Origin of the sequence: Actinocorallia longicatena, from assembly GCF_039534125.1 — a bacterium.
Lineage (GTDB): Bacteria > Actinomycetota > Actinomycetes > Streptosporangiales > Streptosporangiaceae > Actinocorallia > Actinocorallia longicatena.
On the sequence record NZ_BAAAUV010000006.1, the window covers coordinates 18402 to 37527 of the forward strand.

Annotated in this window: 20 protein-coding genes; 10 read left to right on the plus strand and 10 right to left on the minus strand. The window is 70.6% G+C overall.

Features of this window, described 5'->3' with window-relative positions:
* Positions 1–22 precede the first annotated feature (22 nt).
* The gene (locus ABD785_RS13445) at positions 23–1042 is read right to left on the minus strand and encodes a LacI family DNA-binding transcriptional regulator (protein WP_344827178.1); all 1020 of its coding nucleotides are present in this window, start codon (positions 1040–1042) and stop codon (positions 23–25) included.
* Positions 1043–1287: 245 nt separating this feature from the next.
* Here ABD785_RS13445 and ABD785_RS13450 point away from each other — a divergent pair, with 245 nt between their 5' ends.
* The 3 genes from ABD785_RS13450 to ABD785_RS13460 all read left to right on the plus strand — a co-directional run bounded on the left by ABD785_RS13450 (position 1288) and on the right by ABD785_RS13460 (position 4741).
* Positions 1288–3336 carry a 3-keto-alpha-glucoside-1,2-lyase-like domain-containing protein gene (locus ABD785_RS13450; RefSeq protein WP_344827183.1) on the plus strand — a complete coding sequence of 683 codons (2049 nt, stop codon included), beginning with the start codon at positions 1288–1290 and terminating at the stop codon, positions 3334–3336.
* Positions 3337–3440: 104 nt separating this feature from the next.
* Positions 3441–3872 (plus strand): hypothetical protein, encoded by a 432-nt coding sequence (locus ABD785_RS13455; RefSeq protein ID WP_344827186.1) that lies wholly within the window; start codon positions 3441–3443, stop codon positions 3870–3872.
* Between the two features lie 89 nt (positions 3873–3961).
* Positions 3962–4741, plus strand: a complete 780-nt coding sequence (locus ABD785_RS13460) for an expansin EXLX1 family cellulose-binding protein (RefSeq protein ID WP_344828509.1) — start codon at positions 3962–3964, stop codon at positions 4739–4741.
* A gap of 39 nt (positions 4742–4780) precedes the next feature.
* Here ABD785_RS13460 and ABD785_RS13465 read toward each other — a convergent pair whose 3' ends face one another.
* The 3 genes from ABD785_RS13465 to ABD785_RS13475 all read right to left on the minus strand — a co-directional run bounded on the left by ABD785_RS13465 (position 4781) and on the right by ABD785_RS13475 (position 7299).
* On the minus strand, positions 4781–6394 hold the full coding sequence (locus tag ABD785_RS13465) for a GMC oxidoreductase (protein ID WP_344827189.1): 1614 nt from the start codon (positions 6392–6394) through the stop codon (positions 4781–4783).
* A 261-nt stretch (positions 6395–6655) separates the two neighbouring features.
* A complete protein-coding gene (locus ABD785_RS13470) occupies positions 6656–6898 on the minus strand; it encodes a hypothetical protein (protein WP_344827194.1) in 243 nt (80 codons plus the stop codon).
* 134 nt (positions 6899–7032) lie between these two features.
* On the minus strand, positions 7033–7299 hold the full coding sequence (locus ABD785_RS13475) for a hypothetical protein (protein ID WP_344827198.1): 267 nt from the start codon (positions 7297–7299) through the stop codon (positions 7033–7035).
* 223 nt (positions 7300–7522) lie between these two features.
* On the opposite strand from ABD785_RS13475, the gene ABD785_RS13480 reads away from it, so the two are divergent.
* The 3 genes from ABD785_RS13480 (at position 7523) to ABD785_RS13490 (ending at position 10778) form a co-directional block, all read left to right on the plus strand.
* Positions 7523–8512, plus strand: a complete 990-nt coding sequence (locus ABD785_RS13480) for a zinc-binding dehydrogenase (protein ID WP_344827203.1) — start codon at positions 7523–7525, stop codon at positions 8510–8512.
* A gap of 111 nt (positions 8513–8623) precedes the next feature.
* The gene (locus ABD785_RS13485; RefSeq protein WP_344827207.1) at positions 8624–9430 is read left to right on the plus strand and encodes a copper resistance CopC family protein; all 807 of its coding nucleotides are present in this window, start codon (positions 8624–8626) and stop codon (positions 9428–9430) included.
* A gap of 31 nt (positions 9431–9461) precedes the next feature.
* A complete protein-coding gene (locus ABD785_RS13490) occupies positions 9462–10778 on the plus strand; it encodes a hypothetical protein (RefSeq protein ID WP_344827210.1) in 1317 nt (438 codons plus the stop codon).
* A 9-nt stretch (positions 10779–10787) separates the two neighbouring features.
* On the opposite strand, the gene ABD785_RS13495 is transcribed toward ABD785_RS13490, so the two are convergent.
* Entirely contained in the window at positions 10788–11252 is a 465-nt protein-coding gene (locus tag ABD785_RS13495; RefSeq protein WP_344827212.1) for a MarR family winged helix-turn-helix transcriptional regulator, read from the minus strand.
* Between the two features lie 63 nt (positions 11253–11315).
* Here ABD785_RS13495 and ABD785_RS13500 point away from each other — a divergent pair, with 63 nt between their 5' ends.
* Both ABD785_RS13500 and ABD785_RS13505 read left to right on the plus strand, forming a co-directional pair.
* The gene (locus ABD785_RS13500; protein WP_344827215.1) at positions 11316–11696 is read left to right on the plus strand and encodes a hypothetical protein; all 381 of its coding nucleotides are present in this window, start codon (positions 11316–11318) and stop codon (positions 11694–11696) included.
* A gap of 109 nt (positions 11697–11805) precedes the next feature.
* Entirely contained in the window at positions 11806–12549 is a 744-nt protein-coding gene (locus ABD785_RS13505) for a VOC family protein (RefSeq protein WP_344827218.1), read from the plus strand.
* On the opposite strand, the gene ABD785_RS13510 is transcribed toward ABD785_RS13505, so the two are convergent.
* From ABD785_RS13510 to ABD785_RS13520, 3 genes are all read right to left on the minus strand, one after another.
* Complete coding sequence (locus tag ABD785_RS13510; protein WP_344827221.1) at positions 12536–13135, minus strand: TetR family transcriptional regulator; 600 nt, start codon at positions 13133–13135, stop codon at positions 12536–12538. The genes ABD785_RS13505 and ABD785_RS13510 overlap by 14 nt on opposite strands.
* A gap of 130 nt (positions 13136–13265) precedes the next feature.
* Positions 13266–14081 (minus strand): crotonase/enoyl-CoA hydratase family protein, encoded by an 816-nt coding sequence (locus ABD785_RS13515; protein WP_344827225.1) that lies wholly within the window; start codon positions 14079–14081, stop codon positions 13266–13268.
* Positions 14074–15681, minus strand: a complete 1608-nt coding sequence (locus ABD785_RS13520; protein WP_344827228.1) for a class I adenylate-forming enzyme family protein — start codon at positions 15679–15681, stop codon at positions 14074–14076. The genes ABD785_RS13515 and ABD785_RS13520 overlap by 8 nt, the downstream gene beginning before the upstream one ends.
* Before the next feature lie 203 nt (positions 15682–15884).
* Here ABD785_RS13520 and ABD785_RS13525 point away from each other — a divergent pair, with 203 nt between their 5' ends.
* Positions 15885–16139 (plus strand): hypothetical protein, encoded by a 255-nt coding sequence (locus tag ABD785_RS13525; protein WP_344827230.1) that lies wholly within the window; start codon positions 15885–15887, stop codon positions 16137–16139.
* Positions 16140–16238: 99 nt separating this feature from the next.
* Here ABD785_RS13525 and ABD785_RS13530 read toward each other — a convergent pair whose 3' ends face one another.
* A complete protein-coding gene (locus ABD785_RS13530; protein WP_344827232.1) occupies positions 16239–16964 on the minus strand; it encodes a hypothetical protein in 726 nt (241 codons plus the stop codon).
* 205 nt (positions 16965–17169) lie between these two features.
* On the opposite strand from ABD785_RS13530, the gene ABD785_RS13535 reads away from it, so the two are divergent.
* On the plus strand, positions 17170–17988 hold the full coding sequence (locus tag ABD785_RS13535) for an SAM-dependent methyltransferase (RefSeq protein ID WP_344827234.1): 819 nt from the start codon (positions 17170–17172) through the stop codon (positions 17986–17988).
* Between the two features lie 47 nt (positions 17989–18035).
* Here the strand turns inward: ABD785_RS13535 and ABD785_RS13540 are convergent, their stop codons facing one another.
* Positions 18036–19094, minus strand: coding sequence for an alpha/beta hydrolase (locus ABD785_RS13540; protein ID WP_344827236.1), 1059 nt, complete (start codon positions 19092–19094; stop codon positions 18036–18038).
* Between the last annotated feature and the right edge of the window lie 32 nt (positions 19095–19126).

Consider the following 19126-nt stretch of genomic DNA (forward strand, 5'->3'; position numbering starts at 1 on the left):
GGGGATGTTCAGGTGTGAGAGATCAGCCCCTGGGAGGGCCGATCATGTCGTCGGCGGGGAGCCCGCACGGCAGGAGCCGCTGGTGCTCGCCGAGGGCCGGGTCGCCGCCGAGGATCTGGGTGAGCATCTTCACCGCGCCCCTGCCCATCTCGTCGCGCGGGATGCGCAGGCTGCTCCAGCCGTCCTCCGTCATCGTGACCAGAACGACCAGCGACATGTCGGCCGGTGCGGACATGCCCCGTTCGGCCAGGGCCGCGACGAGCTGCCGGCCCAGGACGTCGTTCTCGGCCAGCACCGCCGTGACGCCCCCCGCGTGGGCGGCGTCCACCCAGGCCGGGTCGAGCTGGGAGGTGACGTACATCAGCTCGGGCAGCCCCGCGTCGGCGCAGCCCGACCGGTAGCCCGCCTCCTTGTCGAGGAAGACCTCCATCCGGTCGGGACCGGTCACGTAGGCGATCCGCCGGTGACCGAGGCCCGCGAGCCGGGCGACGATGTCCCGGGTCGCGTTGGCGTAGTCCGCGCCGACCCAGGCGATCTCGGAGCCGGGGACCGTCCTGCGCCCTATGTGGACGAAGGGGTATCCCTCGGCGGCCAGCTTGGCCAGTTCGGTGGAACCGTCCTCGACGCCCAGCAGGACGCTGCCGTCGGCGAGGGCGAGCCGGTTGACGCCGTCGCGGTAGATCCGGCGGCGGCCGTCGGGGTCCTCGGTGGAGGCGAAGAGCACCAGGTCGTAGCCGTCGGCGATGGCCTGCTGCTCGATCCCGACCAGGAAGGCGTGGTAGAAGTCGAGCTGGTCGATCGGGAAGATCGATTCGAAGGTGTGGACGCCCAGCAGCCGGTTGCGCTTGCCGCGCAGGCTCCTGGCGGCGGGGTTGGCGACGTACCCGAGCTGGCGCACCGCCTCCTGGACCCGCAGGACGGTCTGCTCGGGGATCCCGGTCTCCGGGCCCCGGCCGTTGATGACCGCGGAGACCGTCGCCTGGGAGACCCCGGCGAGCTTGGCCACGTCCGCCTGGCGGGCCCTGCGCCGCTGTCCGTCCATCGGATCTCCTGATTCGTATCAGTTGAGGGGCAACGGCCTGTTGAGGTCCGCTGGCTGATTCGTATTGGCCAGAACCGTCGCAACTCGGACATGGTGCTGTCAACACCTCAGCGAAAGAATCTTGAAAACCGCCGGAAATCAGCCCTTGACGCCCCAAAAGATCTCGGATTATCTTCCCGGTACGAATCGGGGGATCGGATGTTTCCGCAGGTCACGTATTACTAATACGAATCAGAGGTATCAGCATGAGGCTCCACCCCGCCTCAGCGGTTCTGGCGCTCGTCGCGACGCTGCTTCTGCCCACGCCCGCTCACGCGGCCGGGACCACCTACTACGTCGACGCGGCGGCCGGTTCCGACGGCGCGTCCGGGACGTCCACCGGGGCGCCCTGGCAGACCCTGAGCAAGGTCAGCTCCCAGACCTTCGGCCCCGGCGACCGCGTCCTGCTCAAGTCCGGCGGCGTCTGGAGCGGGCAGTACCTGGATCTGCACGGCTCGGGCTCCGCCGGTGCCCCGATCGTGCTCGGCCGCTACGGCACCGGGGCCAAGCCGCTCATCGACTTCGCCGACACCGCGGTCGGCGGTGAGGGCTTCGGCGTGCGGCTGAAGAACGTCTCGTACTGGGAGGTCGGCGGCCTCGAGATCACCAGCGGCGAGCAGCCGACCGACCGGAGGCGCAACGGCATCCTCGTCGTCGGCGAGGGCACCGGCGCGGGCGCGTTCACCCACATCCACATCACCGGCAACGACGTCCACGACGTGTTCGGCACCGACCGGCGCACCGGCGGGATCAACTTCCACGCCCGCGGGACGGCGACCCAGCCCGAGAGCACCTGGAACGACGTCCTGATCGAGGGCAACACCGTCGACAACGTCGCCGACACCGGCATCCAGACCATGACCGACGCCCTGCTCAACACCTCGTGGGCCCACGACTACGACGCCTTCACGAACCTGGTGATCCGCGGCAACACCGTCACCCGGATCCACCGCGACGGCATCCTCGTCCGGTCGGGCCTCGCCCCGCTGGTGGAGCGCAATACCACCGACCTGATCGGCGAGTCGACGACCTCGACGCTGCCCTACCTCGAGAACATCGCGGTCGTCGCCGCCCAGTGGATGTACTCCACGACCGACGCGGTCTTCCAGTTCAACCAGGCCTTCCGCACCCGCAAGCTCGACGGCGACGGCCAGCCCTGGGACTTCGACCAGATGGTCTACCGCAGCGTCTACCAGTACAACTACAGCCAGGACAACGAGGGCGGCACGCTGCTCGTCATGGACCAGACCGACGACAACGTGTTCCGCTACAACATCTCCCAGAACGACAAGGACCTGAGCGTCGGGGTGTTCCACCTGGTCAGCGGCTCGGGCGACCTGAAGGTCCACAACAACGTCTTCTACCGCTCGGCCGGGCAGTGGGGGCAGATGACGGGGACCTCGACGGGCCAGGTGGCCTACACGAACAACATCTTCGTCAACCAGGGCACCGGCGCCTACAGCCTCAGCGGCAACGTCACCTACGACCACAACATCTTCTCCGGCACGAACTCCGGGCAGCCCAACGACCCCTACAAGATCGTCTCCAGCCCGCAGTTCGCCGCGCCCGGCGGGGCGTCCGGGCTCTCGACGGCCGGTGCCTACAAGCTGCTGGCGGGCTCCCCCGGCATCGACAGCGGCATCGCGGTGGCCTCCCCCGGCGCTCAGGACTTCTTCGGCACGAACCTCTACCAGGGCGCTCCCGACCGGGGCGCGCACGAGTCGGCCGCTGCGCCCGTCACGACCCTGCTGGCCGACGACTTCTCCGACGGCGACGCCGCGGGCTGGACCACCACCGGCGGGACCTGGACGGTGTCCGCAGGCGCCTACTCCCAGAGCTCGACCGCGGCGGGCGAGAGCCTCTCCACCACCGGCTCCTCCTCCTGGACGAACTACACAGCGCGGGCCAGGATCCGGCTGGACAACGCCGGCGCCAACGCCGGTCTCGTCCTCCGTCACACCGGAGCCGCGAACTTCTACCTGTTCCGCCTGAACGACTCCACCGACAAGGCCGACCTGTACAAGAAGGTCGGCGGCGTCCTGACGCTGGTCGCCAGCGCCTCCGTCCCGCTCTCCCCCGGCGTCTTCCGCACCCTCCAGGCCACCGTCTCCGGCTCCACCGTGACCGGCTCCGTCGACGGCGCCCAGGTCCTCACCTGGACGAACCCGGTCACCGAGCTCACCGCCGGAGGCGTCGGCCTCCGCATGCACACGGCCGCGGCCACCCTCGACGACCTCCTCGTCACCGCGCCCTGAGACCAGAGCGTTAGCGGAGACCCGGGATTCCGGGGTGGCCGGGAGATGAACAGGAGAGGAAGGTAATTCTCACGTAACAGAAGCGGAGCGTTCGAGGAGGGCACATGTGGCATGTGCGACGCCCGAGGACGAAGGGCCGGGGCACGCGAGCGGGCGCGCCGTCGGACCGGGACCCCACCACCACCCAGTGGGTCTGCCTGGTCGACGGACGTCCTTACCCCGAATGGCTGCCCGTCCTGAAAGAACTGCGCAAGGACCACCGCGACCAGGAGGCCCTGAGCCTCCTCTGGAAGATCATTAAAGCCATGGAGGACGCCGAGAAGCTCTTCCGGCGGCTCGACCAGCCGCCCGGCCGATGGCTCAAGGACCGTCACTACGAGCAGGTCGCGGACCTCTACCGGCACATGGGCGCCTACGACCGTGAGATCGAGGTGCTGGAGCGTTATCAGGAGCTGATCGGCTGGCGGAAGTCGAGGCTCTCCACCCGTCTCGACCGGGCCCGGCTGCGGGCCCGCGACACCGCCGGATACAACTGACCCGGCGATCCGAACACGACCCGGCCGTCCGGGAGATCTGGGAGTATTGCGCTCCGACTCGATCTTCCGGACGGACGGGCGTGAGCGCGATGACACAGAGCACCTGGTTCAAGCCGATGAGACGCGCGTCGCTGGTGCTGCCGGCCGCCGCGCTGCTCGCCTGCCTGGCCGCCGTGGTCACCGGGTCGGCTGTCCCCGGATGGACCGCCACGGCACGGCCGGTCGCGGCCGACGGTTCCGCCCGCGCCGGAGCACCGCTCGCGGGGCGGATCAAGCCCAAGGTCACCTACAGGGGCCTGGCGACGTTCTACGCCGCGGGCAAGGGTGACGGCTCCTGCATGTTCGGCCCGGCCAGGAACATGATGGTCGCAGCGATGAACACCACCGACTTCGAGAACGCCAAGGCCTGCGGTGCCTTCATCCGGGTCACCTCCGGCGGCCGGTCGATCACCGTCAAGGTCACCAACTCGTGCCCGACCTGCCAGGCGCGGCAGCTCGACCTGAGCGCCCAGGCCTTCGCCAAACTCGCCGCCCCGGTCAAGGGCAGGATCGCCATCAAGTGGAGGCTCCTCAGCCCGAAGACCTCCCTGAAGGTCTCCGTCCGCTACAAGAGCGGCTCCAGCCGCTACTGGTGCGGCATCCAGGTCCTCGACCACCGCAACCCCATCGCCGCGCTGCACGTCCGCACCTCCAAGGGCTGGCGCAAGCTCACCCGCACCGCCTACAACTACTTCCTCTCCCCCAAGGGCGCCGGTTGCGGCAAGGCCATCAGCGCCACCGACATCTACGGCCAGAAGCTCACCTTCACCGGTGTGAAGCTCCGCCCGAACGTCATCCAGCGCACCCGCTTCCAGTTCTCCCGCCACTGACGAGACGTCCCCGCCCTCGAACGGGGCGGGGACTTTCGGTCAGAAGACGCGGACGAGGTCCTGGCGGAGGATCGCCGCCATGCTGTGCTCGGCGAGGGCGGCGATCGTCATCGAGGGGTTGCACGCTCCGGTGGAGCCGGGGATGCGGGAGCCGTCGAGGACGTACAGGCCCTGGTGGCCGAGGACGCGGCCGTGACGGTCGACGGCCTCGCCCATGGGCACGCCGCCGAGGGCGTGCCAGGTGGAGGTGTTCTGGGCGTCGCGGTCGATCATGACCCCGCCCGCGACCTTGGTGAACTCGTTCATGCGGGCGCGGACCAGGGTCTGGAGGGCGGCGTCGCCGTCGGTGTCCCAGGTGAGCTTCGCGTCGTCGGTGGTGGCGTCGTAGGTCCACGCGCCCTTGGGCTCGACGATGCCGAAGCCGACGACCGTCATCAGCTTCGTGCCGTCGGGCGGCAGCAGCGGGGAGCCCGCGTGGATGATCGTGTAGGGGATCGGGCTGCCGTCGACCCGGCCGCCGACGCACGCCGGGCCGCCCTGGGCCGTGCCGATGTCGCCGTTCATGCCCGCCCAGGCGTAGATCCGGTCGCCGTTGTTGCCCCAGCGGGTGCCGACGGCGTCGGGCAGGCCGGGGACGAGGTTCTTGGCGCGGGCCTTCACCAGCAGCCGGGTGGTCCCGGGAGAGCCCGCGTTGAGGAACACGGCGTCCGCGATGATCCTCTTCCGCTCCTGGAGGACGCCGTCGGTGTCGATCCGGTCGACGTGCAGCACCCAGCGCTTGGCGGCGTCGAGCGAGAGGTCACGGACCACGTGGAGGGTCTCGACACGGACGCGCCCGGTGGCCTCGGCGGCGGCCAGATAGGTGACGTCGATGGAGTGCTTGCCACCGTTGTTGACGCCGAAGGTGAGATCGCTGTTGGTGTAGGTGGGGGCGTACCGGCCGTCCAGTTCGCCGCGGACGTAGTTCCAGTCGACCGGCAGCGGCACCTTGAACGTGCGCAGGCCGGCCTGGGGCGCGACGTCCAGGAAGAACCGCGACGACGTGTAGGGTCCGGTCGCGAGGATGTCGGCGGGGATCGTGCTGATCTTCAGCATGCGTGCGACGGCGGGGTAGTAGAGGCGGTTCAGCACGTCGTAGTCGCCCGCGGCCGACGGCATCGACCGGGCGAAGAACTCCTCCGACGGCTGGAGCGTCATGCCGTGGTACATCAGTGAGCCGCCGCCGACGGCCGCGCCGCAGTTGATCGTCATGCCGTCGCCCTGGACGGTCTCGATGAGCCCGGTGTAGGGCTTCCAGGTACCGGGGACGCCGGGGATCATGCTGTGGTCGGTGAGCCACGCCGACCGCCGGTCGACGTTCGCGATCCGCGGGAACGTCGTGGCGTTCGGTCCGGTCGGCCAGCGCAGGCCGCGTTCGAGGAGCAGCGTTCTCACGCCGGCCTGGGCGAGGCGCAGCGCGGTGACGCCGCCGCCGAATCCGGAGCCGACGACGACGGCGCGCTCACGGCTCTCGGTGAGGGGGACCACCGCGATCCGAGCGGACGCCCGGGAGGGCCGTACTCCGACGGCGAGGCCGAGGCCGCCGATCGCGGCCGCTCCGAGGACTCGTCTGCGGCCGGGGCCGGCGGCGGGGGCGGGGACGGGTGCGGACATCTGTGCTCCTGTGGTCAGAGGAACCGATTCGCGGAGGAACATAAGTTCCGAACGACCGGACCACAAGGCGCCTCACTCCGCCGAGAATCAACAGATGATCACCTATGAATCTTCGATATCAGACCATCATCAGCAAATACTCACCACATAGGAGATCATCATTAATCAGATATGAGAATAAAGTTCTCCATGAAAGCTGTGCACATGAACACCCCAGACCATACCGGTACTGGTCGAGTGAACAAGGGAGTCGATATAGAGTCAGAGAATGCGCTTATCATACGTGCGGATAAAGAATTTTGGACCACCGGATAAATCGAAGATCCCGAAGCATCGCACGGGATGGCCGGCCATGTCCTCGGCTGGCCGACGGGCCGGGAAGCCCAGCCGGTCGCCGAGGTGGAGCATCAGCCCGGAGATGGCCGCCCCCATGTCGACGACGGCCTGCCCGACGAACGCGTGAAGCCCGGCCTCGTCGAACGCCGGAGCCCCGGTGGTGGTCATTCTCTTCTCCCCCGTTCGCTGGGATCCCCGTCAGGAACCGATGGGAAGAGCCTGCCGCCCGGCCGCCTGCGCGGGCATCCGTGCCCACCACGGAACGCCCTCTCCGTGCTCCCCGCGGACGTCCGTGTCAGGGCTCAGCGCGATCCGGGGCCGTGGCCGTGGCCGTGGCCGGAGGCGTCCTGGACACGGGCTCCCGCGGCGCGTTCGGCGTCGTCCACCCGCAGGACCTGCTGGCGGCCGCTCTCGCTCAGCCGGTCGGCGGCCTCCTCCAGGCTCAGCTCGCCGGACAGCATGCGGGCGTCGACGTCGTCCTGGACCGCGCGGAACGCGGCCGCGGCGTCCCGGCGGACCTCCTCCAGCTCCGTCAGCGCCACCGACTGCTCGAACTCCACCTCGGACACGCCGCGGCCGGGCCCCCTGGAACGCCCGCTCCCGCGTCTCCACCTCACTCCGCCATGATCTGACGCGGGAGCGGATCCGGCAACGGGCGCGCCGCCACCGGCATGGGAACCGGCCGCATGCGGAACCGGCGCGTGAGATCCCGTGGATCGGGAATGGGCCGCCGGGCCCTCCTGTTGCACCCTCCCTGACCGGCTCTCATCTCTCTCGGAAGCAGGCGGGCTCATGCCGTCCACCATGCGCGCCATCCAGCTGTCCGGCCCAGGCCCCGTCGACGGGCTGCGGCTGACCACGCTGCCCCTCCCGCCCGAACGCGACGGCTGGGTGCGGATCCGGGTCGAGGCGTTCGGCCTCAACCGCTCGGAGCTGAAGCTCCGGCTCGGCCTGAGCGAGGGCGTCGGCTTTCCCCGGGTGCCGGGGATCGAGGCCGCGGGAACCGTCGACGCCGCCCCCGCCGGCAGCGGGCTGGCCAGGGGGCAGAAGGTCGTCGCCATGATGGGCGACATGGGGCGGACCTACGACGGCGGCTACGCCGAGTACACCTCGGTGCCGCTGTCCCAGGTCATTCCGGTCGAGACCGCCCTGCCCTGGGAGGTGCTGGGCGCGCTGCCGGAGATGGTGCAGACCGCCTACGGCTCCCTCACGATCGGCTTGGACCTCAGGCCGGGGCAGACCCTGCTGATCCGCGGCGGCACCTCCTCGGTCGGCCTGGCCGCCGCCGCCCTGGCCGCCTGGCGCGGCGCCACGGTCCTGTCCACCACCCGGCGGGAGGACCGCCTCGCCGCGCTGAAGGACCACGGTGTCGACCACCCCCTGCTCGACACCGGCGAGGTCGCGCCCGCGGTGCGGGACCTCTACCCCGGCGGCGTCGACGCCGCCCTCGACCTCGTCGGCACCCCGACCCTGCCCGACACCCTGCGCGCGGTCCGGGTGCACGGCACGGCCTGCTTCGGCGGCAGCCTCTCGAACCAGTGGACGGTGCGGGACTTCTCCCCTAACGAGTACCTGCCGCGGGGCGTGCGCCTGTCCGGCTACTTCGGCGACGCCGCCGACCTCCCGCGCGAGGTCTTCCAGGAGATCCTCGACGCCGTCGCGGCCGGGCACCTGGTCTTTCCCGTGGACCGCGTCTACCACGGACTCGAGCAGGTTCCCCGGGCCCACGACGACATGGAGCGGAACCGCGCCACGGGCAAGCTCGTCGTCCGCGTCCGATGACGGATGACCGGCCGACATATGTTTCCCATGGTGCATACTTTGCTTGACCATCGACATAAGCCGCGCTTACGATCCAGCCGACGGTAGGCCGCCCACGGGTCCCGGAGGAGCATGATGGTGGCGCTGAGACGGTGGCTGGGCCGGATCCTGACCCTCGCGGCGCTCTCCGCGCCCGTCCTGGCGGTTCTTCCCGCGCCCCCCGCCGCGGCGCACGGGCAGCTCGCGCTCTCGGCGCCGGCGAAGGGCGGCACCGTGAAGGAGCCGCTGGAGAAGGTGCGGCTCTACTTCACCGAGGCGCCCGCCCCGAACGCCTACTTCGCGGTGCTCACGCCCGGCGGCGTCCGGGTCGACCAGGCGTGGATGCCCGGCGAGTCCCGGCGGCTCGACGAGCCGGTCCGGGAGTTCAACCTGGTCGACGGCGCCTGGGTGCCGACCGTCTACGACACCGGCTTCGGCATCGACGTCCCGGTCGGCTACTGGCCCGAGAAGGGCACCTACACCGTCCGCTACGCCACGGTCGCCTCGGACAACGACAAGGTCAACGGCGAGGTCACCTTCTCCTACGCCGGCAGGACGAGCGGACCGCCGGCCGGATGGCAGGCCCTCCGCAACGAGCCCGACACGATCCTGGGCGCGCCGTTCGGGCCGAAGGCCGCCACCGGCGCGGCGCCCTCCGCCGCGACGGCCGCCGCGTCCTCCGGCGACGGCTCCGGCAGCGGCTGGAAGATCTGGATCCTGCCCGCCGTCCTCGTCCTCGGGACCGGCGCCATGATCGTCCTGGCGGCGCGGCGTCCCGCTCCAGGGGGCGGGGGCCGTCCCGGCGGGAAGCGGCCGGGCCGGTCGGGCGACCCCCGGCTCAGGGCCGCGGGCCGCACCGGGAGCAAGGGCGCCTCCGCAGGACGCCGCGGACACCGCTGACACCCCGCCGATCCCCCTGAGGAGACTCCCGATGCTGCTGGCCCATGGTGTGGGCGGCCGCCAGGACCTGCCGATCCCCCTGGCCGCGGCGCTGACCGGCGCCGTCCTCGCCCTGCTCCTGTCGTTCGTGGCGCTCGGCCTCCTGTGGAAGGAGCCGCGGCTGGGCGGGGTGCCCGAGACCGCGCGGACCCTGCCCCGGCGGCTCGGCGGCCTCGTCTCCGGCCCCGGCTGGGCCTGGACCTGGCGGATCACCGGTCTGGTGATGGCGGCGTACTTCTGCGTGGGCCTGCTGTTCGGTCCGGACGACCCGGCCAATCCCACGGCGGGGACGTTCTACGTGCTGTTCTGGGTCGGGCTCGTCCCCCTGTCCCTGCTGTTCGGGCCCGTGTGGCGGACACTGAACCCGCTGCGCACCGTGCATCTGCTGGGTTCCCGCGCGTTCCGCCGCGACGAGGAGAAGGGCCTGCGGCCGCTGCCGCCGTGGCTCGGCCACTGGCCGGCGGCGGTCGGGCTGTTCGGATTCGTCTGGCTGGAACTGGTGGCGCCGGAGCGCGCGACGCTGCCGGTCATCAGGACATGGCTCGCCGTCTACTGCCTGGCGATGCTCGCCGGAGCGGTCGTGTTCGGCTCCCAGTGGTTCGACCGCGGCGACGCCTTCGAGGCCTACAGCGGCCTGATCGGACGCCTGTCACCCGTGGGCCTGCGCCGGGACGGCGTCCTCTGCTGGCGCAACCCCCTGGACGGCATGGCGGAGCTGCGTCCGGCGCCCGGGCTGACCGTGCTCGTCGTGGTCCTGCTCGGTTCGACGATGTACGACAGCCTGTCCGGTTCCGCCGACTGGGTGGTGTTCGTGCAGGAGAGCTCCTGGCCCGCTCCGGTGTGGGGCACCATCGGGCTGCTGACGGTCATCGGCCTGGTCCTCGCCGCGTTCACCGCCGCGACCGGTCTCGCCGACACCTGGGGCGCGGTCATGAAGGGCTCGGCCGTCGTGGAGTTCGCCCCGGCCGTCGTGCCCATCGCGGCCGGTTACCTGATCGCGCACTACTTCACGCTGCTGCTCTTCGAGGGCCAGCGGACCATCGTCCGCCTCGGCGACCCGCTGGTCACCGGCACGAACCCGCTGGGCGGCACGGACCGGCCCCTCAACGGCCTCGGCACCACTCCCGCCTCGATCGCGATGCTCCAGGTCACCGTGATCGTGCTCGGTCACGTCCTCGGCACCGTCCTGGCCCACGACCGTGCCCTGGCCCTCTTTCCCCGGCGCGGAGCGGTCCTCGGCCAGACCCCTCTGCTCGGCCTCATGACCGCCTACACCAGCGCGGGCCTCTTCCTGCTGTTCGCCGCCTGACCCGCGCCCTTACTCTCCGGCCGGGTCCAGGGCGGCCTCGAAGGCGCGCAGTGCCGCGATCACCGTGCCGCGCTCGGCGGGGGTGAGGCCCCGCATGACGCCCTCCCAGGCGGAGGCGCTGCCCGACAGCCACTGCCCGATCGCCTCGGTGAAGGCCGGGGAGATGGCGACAATGCGGCGCCTCCGATCGGCGGGGTCCGGGTCGCGCCGCAGGACGCCCGGCCGCGACAGCTCACCGACCATCAGGCTGACGGTCGTCGGCGCCACCTCGAGCCGGGCGGCGAGCTCGTTGACGCTCGCCGGGCCCGAGTACTCCAGATGGGCCAGCAGCGCGAGATGACGCGGCGCCAGGTCCATCCCGCGAAGCGCCGGGGGCATGGGCAGGCGCTTGGCCCGGCCGACGAGCCGCGGCATGAGCAGCAGCAGCGTGCGAACGGCCTCGTCGACGGCGGGACCGTCGGTTTCCGTGGACATCGGCGGCACCTCCAGATACCTTTATATTCAAAGCCTTTATGGCCAAAGAGAACGGAGTCCACTGTGCCGCATCTGACCGTCCATCTTCCAGAGAACAGGCTGGCAGGCAACGAGGCCGCCCTCCTCGGCGCCCTGACCGAAGCGATCGTCGGCGTCTACGGCGAATGGGCCCGCGACCTGGTCGGCATCCGGCTGGGAGGGGTCCGTGAGGGCCGTCTCGCGCGCGGCGGCAAGGCCGTCGACACGGAGGTCTCGGTGGTCCTGGGCGTCCGTGCCGGGATCTTCGACCGGCCCGACGCCGTGGAGATCACCGGGCGGCTCGGCTCCGCCCTCACCGGAGCGATCGTTCAGGTCCTCGGCGAGGAGGTCCGGCAGGGCACGACGGTCGAGCTCGTGGCGTCCCCGCCGGAGCGGATGTTCGTCGGCGGCTCCCCCGCCGGATGACCGCCTGACGGCCGAGGCATGAAGAGGACTTGGGAAACGTCTACCGATGTCGTGGTGCGGCGCCGATCTTCTGGTTCCTACTGTGGAAGGACATCGAGACGGGAGCGACATGGCAGAGGTGGACATAGCGGGTTTCCCTCCCGGGGCGCCCTGGTGGCTCGACCTGACCAGCCCCGACAAGCAGGTCGCCCAGGACTTCCTGAGCGGGCTGTTCGGCTGGGAACCCGAGCACCTGCCCGACATGGGCGTCAACGACTACACCGTGCAGACGCTCCCGCCCGCCGAGCCGCCGAACGCCATGGGGCTGATGCCCGCGGCCGATCCCGACGCGGAACCCCTGTGGACCTGCTTCTTCCTGGTCCGCAACCTCCGGACGTCCGCCGACTCCATCCGTGAGCGCGGCGGCCAGGTCCTGATGGACGTCACGGCGATCGGCGACGTGGGCGACATGACCCTCGCCATCGACCCCCAGGGCGCCGGATTCGGCATCTGGAGCACGCGGCCCGGCACCAGCTCCATGGTCACGGGCCTTCCCGGAACCCTCCACATGATCGAGCTCCTCTGCCCCGATCCGGTGAAGGCCGAGGAGTTCTACCGGGCCGTCCTCGGCACCTCGCCGGCTCCGGCCGTCCAGGGCGAGCGGAACATCGGCTGGCGGATCGCCGCGGCCCCGGCCTCCGGGCTCGCCGGCAACTGGACGCCCTACTTCGCCGTCGCCGACCTGGACGCCTCCCTCGCCCGGGCGGCGTCCCTCGGTGCCAGGACCGAGGCGCCGCCCTCCCCTGCGCCGTACGGCCGGACGGCCGTGATCAGCGGACCGGGCACAGCGCCCTTCGGCCTCATCGAGCCCTGACCGCGTCCCGCTCGATGCCCTCGACGAGGTAGCGGAGGTGGAGCCTGAAGAGGTCCTCCGCCTCCGCCTCCGACATCGCGGGGGCGTCGCCGGTGCGCCGCCGGGAGGAGGCCGAGGCCCTGCCCTCGAAGCGGCTCGGCTCGACCAGGGTTCCGGCGACGGCCGTCCAGACGACCAGGCGGCACGCCCGGATCGCCTCGTCCGGGCCGAAACCCGCCCCGCGCAGCGCCTCGACCAGCGGCTTCGACACCTCCACATAGGGAGTGCTGCGGTGTCCGAGGAGGCGGAGAAGATCGGTGGTGGCCAGCAGGCGATGGCGCAGCGCCGTCGCCCAGCGGATGGCGTAGACCTGCCAGGGCTCCTCCGGCTCCTGACCGGGGACCGCGTCGGCCAGAAGATGGCAGGACATGGCGTCCAGCAGGGACTCCTTGTTCCCGATCCGGCTGTACAGCGGCACCGGGGAGACCCCGAGGCTCGCGGCGACGGTCCGCATGCTGACGGCGTCCAGCCCCTGGACCTTGAGGATCTCCACCGCGGCCTGGACTATCTCGTCGGCGTCCAGCTCGAACGCGCGCCGCCCCGGCACGGTCAGCCACCCTCCCCGTCGAGCGCCGTCATCATGGCCTCTCCTTCCTCCCGCGGCACCGGGTTTCCGGTGCCGCTCCAGGTCACACGGTATTCCAGGACGGCCGCCGCCACCGCGACCGCCGCGTCCGCTACTCGCCGGTGAAGACGGGCTCGCGCTTCTCCAGGAAGGCCATCGGCCCCTCCATCGCGTCCTTCGACCGCATGACCGCGCCGCCCAGCGGCATCTCGATGGCGAAGGCCTCCTCCTCGGAGAGGCTCTCCGTCCGCCGGAGCGTCGCCAGGATCGCCCGGACGGCCAGCGGGCCGTTGCGCGCGATCCGGCCGGCGATCTCCCTGGCCTTCGCGAGGGCCTGCCCGTCGGGCACCACGTGGTTGATCAGGCCCAGTTCGAGAGCCCGCGGGGCGGCCAGGTCCTCGCCCGTGAGCAGCATCTCGGCGGCCACGGCGTATCCCATCTGCCGGCGCAGGCGGACCGCCGAGCCCGCCATCGGGAACAGGCCCCGCTGCACCTCGGTGACCCCGAACACCGCGCTCTCCCCGGCGACCCGGATGTCGGTGCCCTGGAGGATCTCGGTCCCCCCGGCGCGGCAGAAGCCCTCGGCGGCCAGGACGACGGGCTTCGCGGGCCGGTAGGTCTTGAGGTAGGCGTGCAGGGAGATGCCGGGATCGTCCTGAAGCCGGGTGATCCACTCGTTGTCCCGCACCCCCTCGCGCAGCCGGAGGATCTCCCGCAGGTCCATCCCGGCGCAGAACGTGCCGCCCCTTCCGGTCAGGACGGCGACCCGCAGCGAGTCGTCCTCGTCCAGCCGGACCCAGGCGTCGTAGAGGCGGCAGAGCACCTCGGCGTTGGTGGCGTTCCTCTTCTCCGGCCTGTTGATCGTGACGGTCAGCACCCCTCCCTCGGCCTCGACGAGGACGAGCGGGGCGGAGGTGGACTCAGGCATCGGCGGTCTTCTCCTCGGCGAGTTCCTCGGCCAGGACGCGGAGCTTGTTCTTGGCCACCTTCTCCAGGGTCGCGCGCGGGAAGTCGGCGACGACGTGGACCGCCCTGGGGACCTTGAAGTCGGCCAGCGCGGCCGCGCAGCGTTCGATGAGGGCCGCCCCGAACTCGGCGTCGTCCCCCTCGGCCGCCGGGCCCCGGACGACGAAGGCCACGGGGACCTCGTCCAGCATGGGGTGGCTCCGGCTGACCACGGCGATGTCGGCGACGCCCGGAACCTGCCGGCAGACGTCCTCCACCTCGCGGGCCGAGACGTTCTCGCCTCCAACCTTCAGGAGGTCGGCGTCACGCTCGCAGTAGACGATGCTGCCACCGGCCGTCCAGCGGACGATGTCGCCGGTCTTGAACCAGCCGTCCTCGGTGAAGCTCTTGGCCATGGCCTCGGGGTTGTCGTAGTACTCGAGGAAGAGCTGGATGCCCCGGGTGCCGCGCACCCACAGCTCGCCGGCCTGGTCCTCGGCGCAGATCTCGCCGGTCTCCTGGTCGACGACCAGCATCTCGTACCCGGGAGTGGGCCTGCCCATGGAACGGGAGGCCAGGGGCAGGCCGGGGCCCTGGGAGGTCGCGTGGATCACCGTCTCGGTCATGCCGTAGGCGGGCACGACGCTGAAGCCCAGCAGGGCCTCGAGCTCCGGCACGACCAGCCCGAACACGCCCGCCTTCAGCGAGTTCTCCGGGACGGGCTGGGAGATCACGGCGTTGATCACGAACGGCAGCAGCGAGATGTGGGTGACCTTGTGGGCCACGACCACCTCCCAGAAGCGGGAGGAGGAGAACTTGGGCTGGAGCACCACGGTTCCACCCGCGCCCAGGACCGTCCACAGCGCCCAGCTCTGGGCGTTGACGTGGAAGAACGGGAGGTAGATCAGGTAGGTGTCGTCGCCCGTCAGCGAGATGTTGACGGGCCCGACGCGGCCGGCCCACAGGGCGTTGGCGTGGGTGTGCACGACGGCCTTGGGCCGCGACGTCGTCCCGGACGTGAACAGGATGCCCGCCGGCGCCATCGGGTCGGGCTCCCGCACGGGCAGGGAGTCCCCGTCGCCGAAGAGCTCGTCGAAGGAGCCGAGGCCGTGGTCCGCGTCTCCCGCGGCGGGCTCCGCGCCGGAGTCGTCCCCGGTGACGGCGATCCAGGGGAGACCGGGCGCCGCCTCCTTCACCACGGCCGCGTGGCGCGGCTGGGTGATCGCCCCGGCGCAGCCGGTCTTCTCGACGAAGAACGCGACCTCGCTCGCGGCGCTGCGGGTGTTGGTGGTCACGGCCACCGCGCCGAGGGTGGCGCAGGCGTACCAGGCCAGCACCATCTCCGGGCAGTTGTCGGCATGCAGGAGGATCTTGTCGCCCTCGGCCACCCCTCGCTCCGCCAGCCCCGCCGCGAGCCCGCGGACGTCGGACCAGAACTGGGCATAGGTCCACGTCCGGCCCGTGCCGTCCCGGGGCTCCCAGATGAGCAGGGCCTTGTCCGGTTGCCGCTCGGCCCAGGTCCGCAGGAGCCAGGGGATGTCCTGGCCCGCGAACTGCGACGCGGCCACCTGCGATTCGTCCATGCGAGCTCCCATCGGGCAGGCGGTCCCAGCGACCGCCACAGCGCGAGATCGCAAAAAATTACACCGTGATGATGGTGTGATTCAAGAGCCGTCCCCGGGCGCCGGGCCATCACGGCGGCCGGGGCACTTTCACTCGGCGGCTCCGGCAGGGCAGAATGGATGGTCTAGACCAGACACGCACGCACATCGAGGTGTATGCCGAAATGCCCGCCAACCCCGAATCCCTTCAGCACCTGCGCCGGCTCGCCTCCGCGTTCCGCGTCCACGGGCTCGTCGCCCGTGTCGAGCAACCGGGGGGTACCCCGGTCCTGCGGCTCGCGCACAAGAACACCGGACGGGTGCTCTACGTCGCCTGCGTCCTCACCGCCGGCACCTGGAGCTGGCTCTGGACGGGCAACGTGACCCCCGTCTCCGACCCCAAGGCCCCCGCGCTGATCGCCGAAGCCCTGCACCACTGAGCCTCGCGCCGCGTTGAACGGGCACGCGCACGGCGGAGACGACCGGCTGGCGATCGTCCCCGCGCCGCGCGGCCCGGTGAGGGCCGGGGCACCCGCCCGTCAGGTGGCGGGGGCCGCGTTGGCGAGCATGCCGAGGGACGGGGTGATCGTCCCGAGCTGGTAGTTGCGCAGACGGACGTGGGCGTCGAACTTGAGGCTGTTGGAGCCGCTCGCGCTCGGGGTTCCGGCGGCGGCGTTCACCGCTCCGTTGAAGAGGCCGCCGAGCCCGCAGCCGGTGGCGCCGGGGACCGCGAAGGTGGTGTCGCTGACGTCGGCGCGCAGGATGCCGTTCCAGCCGGAGAACTCGATCCGCGGGTTGGTGATCTGCGGCTTGATGACGATCGGCGCGGCGTCGGTGCCGATGTAGCAGCCGGAGCCGAGCAGCCAGTGGCTGAGGTGGATCTTGAACGGCAGCGAGGTGGGGATCAGCCCGCCGCCCCCGACCGAGCCCACCGGCTCGATGCTCACGGAGATCGTGCCGATGAGCGGAACGTCGATCCCGAAGGAGGAGGACGAGCCCCCGCCCAGTCCGCTGGAGATCGTCGTGAGCTTGCCGTCGACGAACCCGACGGCGACCGTGATCGGGATGCTCTCCGTCAGCGTCTGGTCGAGCGCGCCGAGCTTGAACCGCCCCTTGTCGAGGTTCACCGAGACGCAGTTCCAGAACAGCTTCACCGCATCGGCCGGAAGCGCCGGGCAGGAGGCGAAGTCGGCGTCACTCGGCTGGTAGTCGGCCCGCGCCGCCACCGGCGCCACCAGCACTCCGGTCACCACGGCACCGGCCACAGCAACACGAAAAACGGTCTTCACGGCATACCTCCGAGGGGGGTGGGGTTGAGGCGGTCCGCAGTCTAGATCCACTTCCCCGACCCCGAGAAGGGCCCCCGCACCTCCCGATCGAGGTCAAGGCCGGCGGGATGGGTGGCGAATACATGGTTTCAACTGCGCAACACGCGTGAAATCCTTCGGGGGTGGGTCGTAGCCTTCGAAAATGATGGCCGAGCATGCCGAGCAGCCGAAAGGCTTTGATCCGACGGTCCCCAACGAGGCGCGCGTCATCAACTACATGATGGGCGGGAAGGACAACTTCGCCGCCGACCGGAGGGCCGCCGAGGAGATCATGGCGTTCGCGCCGGAGATCCCGATGATGATCATTGAGGCGCGGAAGTTCCTCTTCCGGGCCGTCGCCTATCTGGCGGAGCAGGGGATCCGGCAGTTCGTCGACATCGGCTGCGGGCTGCCGGCGCAGGGCAGCGTGCACGAGATCCTCGAACGGGTGGCGCCCGGTTCCAAGGTCGCCTACGTCGACGACGATCCGGTCGTCATCGCGCACAGCAACGCGCTCATCGACGCCGGCGAGCGGCTGCGGATCATCCAGGCCGACATCCGCGATCCCGACGCGCTCCTGGACCATCCCGACCTGGCCTCGCTCATCGATCTGGAGCGTCCCACGGCCTTCCTCGTGCAGTCGATGCTCACGAACATCCTCGACGACGACCTCGCCGCCAAGATCGCCCGGCAGCTGGTCGACCGCCTGCCCGTGGGCGGTTACATGGTGCTGACCCACTCCGTGGGGGACGCGCCGAAGGCCGACACCGAGAAGCTGGCCGAGCTCTTCCGCCAGCGCTATCTCCTCGACGGCGACCGGTCGGGGCCGCGCACCCGCGGGGAGGTGGCCCGGTTCCTCGACGGCCTCGACCTCGTCCCGCCCGGCCTGGTCCCGCTCCCCGCCTGGCGGCCGCTGCGGGGAGAGCCCGGCGTCGACCCCGACGCCTTCTGGTCGGTCGGCGCCGTCGGCCGCAAAGCCTGAAGGTCCCCCCGCCGGACGCGGAGGGACCTCCTTCTCTCGAGTGGACGTCAGGCGAAGGCCTGCTCGAGACGGGGGATGAGGTCGTGGAGATCCTTGTCCCAGCAGCCGGCGTTGTGGCCGCCGTCGCAGCCCCAGGAGGAGCCGTCGCCGTAGCCGACGTAGTAATAAGGAACCTGCGCGGCGTTCAGGGCGTCCTTGAAGTGCTTGTTGGCGCCCTCCACCCAGAACTCCAGGAAGTCGTTGTTCCCGGTGTAGATGTAGATGCCCATCCCGGCGAGCTGGGCGGCGTGGGTGCCGGGGCTCGCCTCGTTCCAGCGCCAGTCGGCGTTGAGGAAGGGGTAGGGCGTGCCGTACAGGGCGTCGCTGTCGACCGCGGGCTTGTACAGGTCCTGCTGGTGGCACAGGTCGGGGTCGGAGGAGGACGCGCACAGCACCCCGGCGGCGTCGGTCAGTGAGGCGACGACGGAGAGCCGCAGGTCCATCGAGGCGACCGAGAAGTCGACGTCGCCGGAGAGCGTCGCGACCTGGCTGAACAGGTCCGGGTGACGCTCGGCGTAACGCACGGCGCCGAATCCGCCCATCGAGATGCCGGCGACGGCCCGCTTCTGCTTGGTCGGGATCGTTCGCAGGTTGGCGTCGATGAACGGGATGACCTGGTCGATGTGGAAGGTCTCCCAGTTCTGGGCGCCCGCGGGGGTGTTCTGCTTGAGCCAGTTGGAGTACCAGCCGCGACGGCCGCCGTCCGGGATCACAGTGATCATCTCGTCGGTCCCGGTCAGCGCCGAGTAGAGCTGGTTCTGCGGGAAGTCCGGCGATCCGTGCAGGAAGTACAGCACCGGATAGCGCTTGGCCGTGTCGGTGAAGTAGTCACTCGGCAGGATGATCTTGATGGGGTGCTCGCCGGACACCTGGGCCGTGGTCACGGAGATGACGAAGTTCGTGGCGGTCCCGGTCTGCGCTCCGGCGACCTGGGTGAGACCGAATCCGTCGGCCAGGACGGGCGGCCCCGGGTCGGCCCGGACGGGCGAGGCGAACGTCAGCGCCAGAAGGGCCGCGGCGAGGACGGCCACCACGCGACGGTGCCGGACGGAGGGTGGGCGGTTCAACAGGTGTCCCCTTCGGGGTGGGTGCAGCGGAC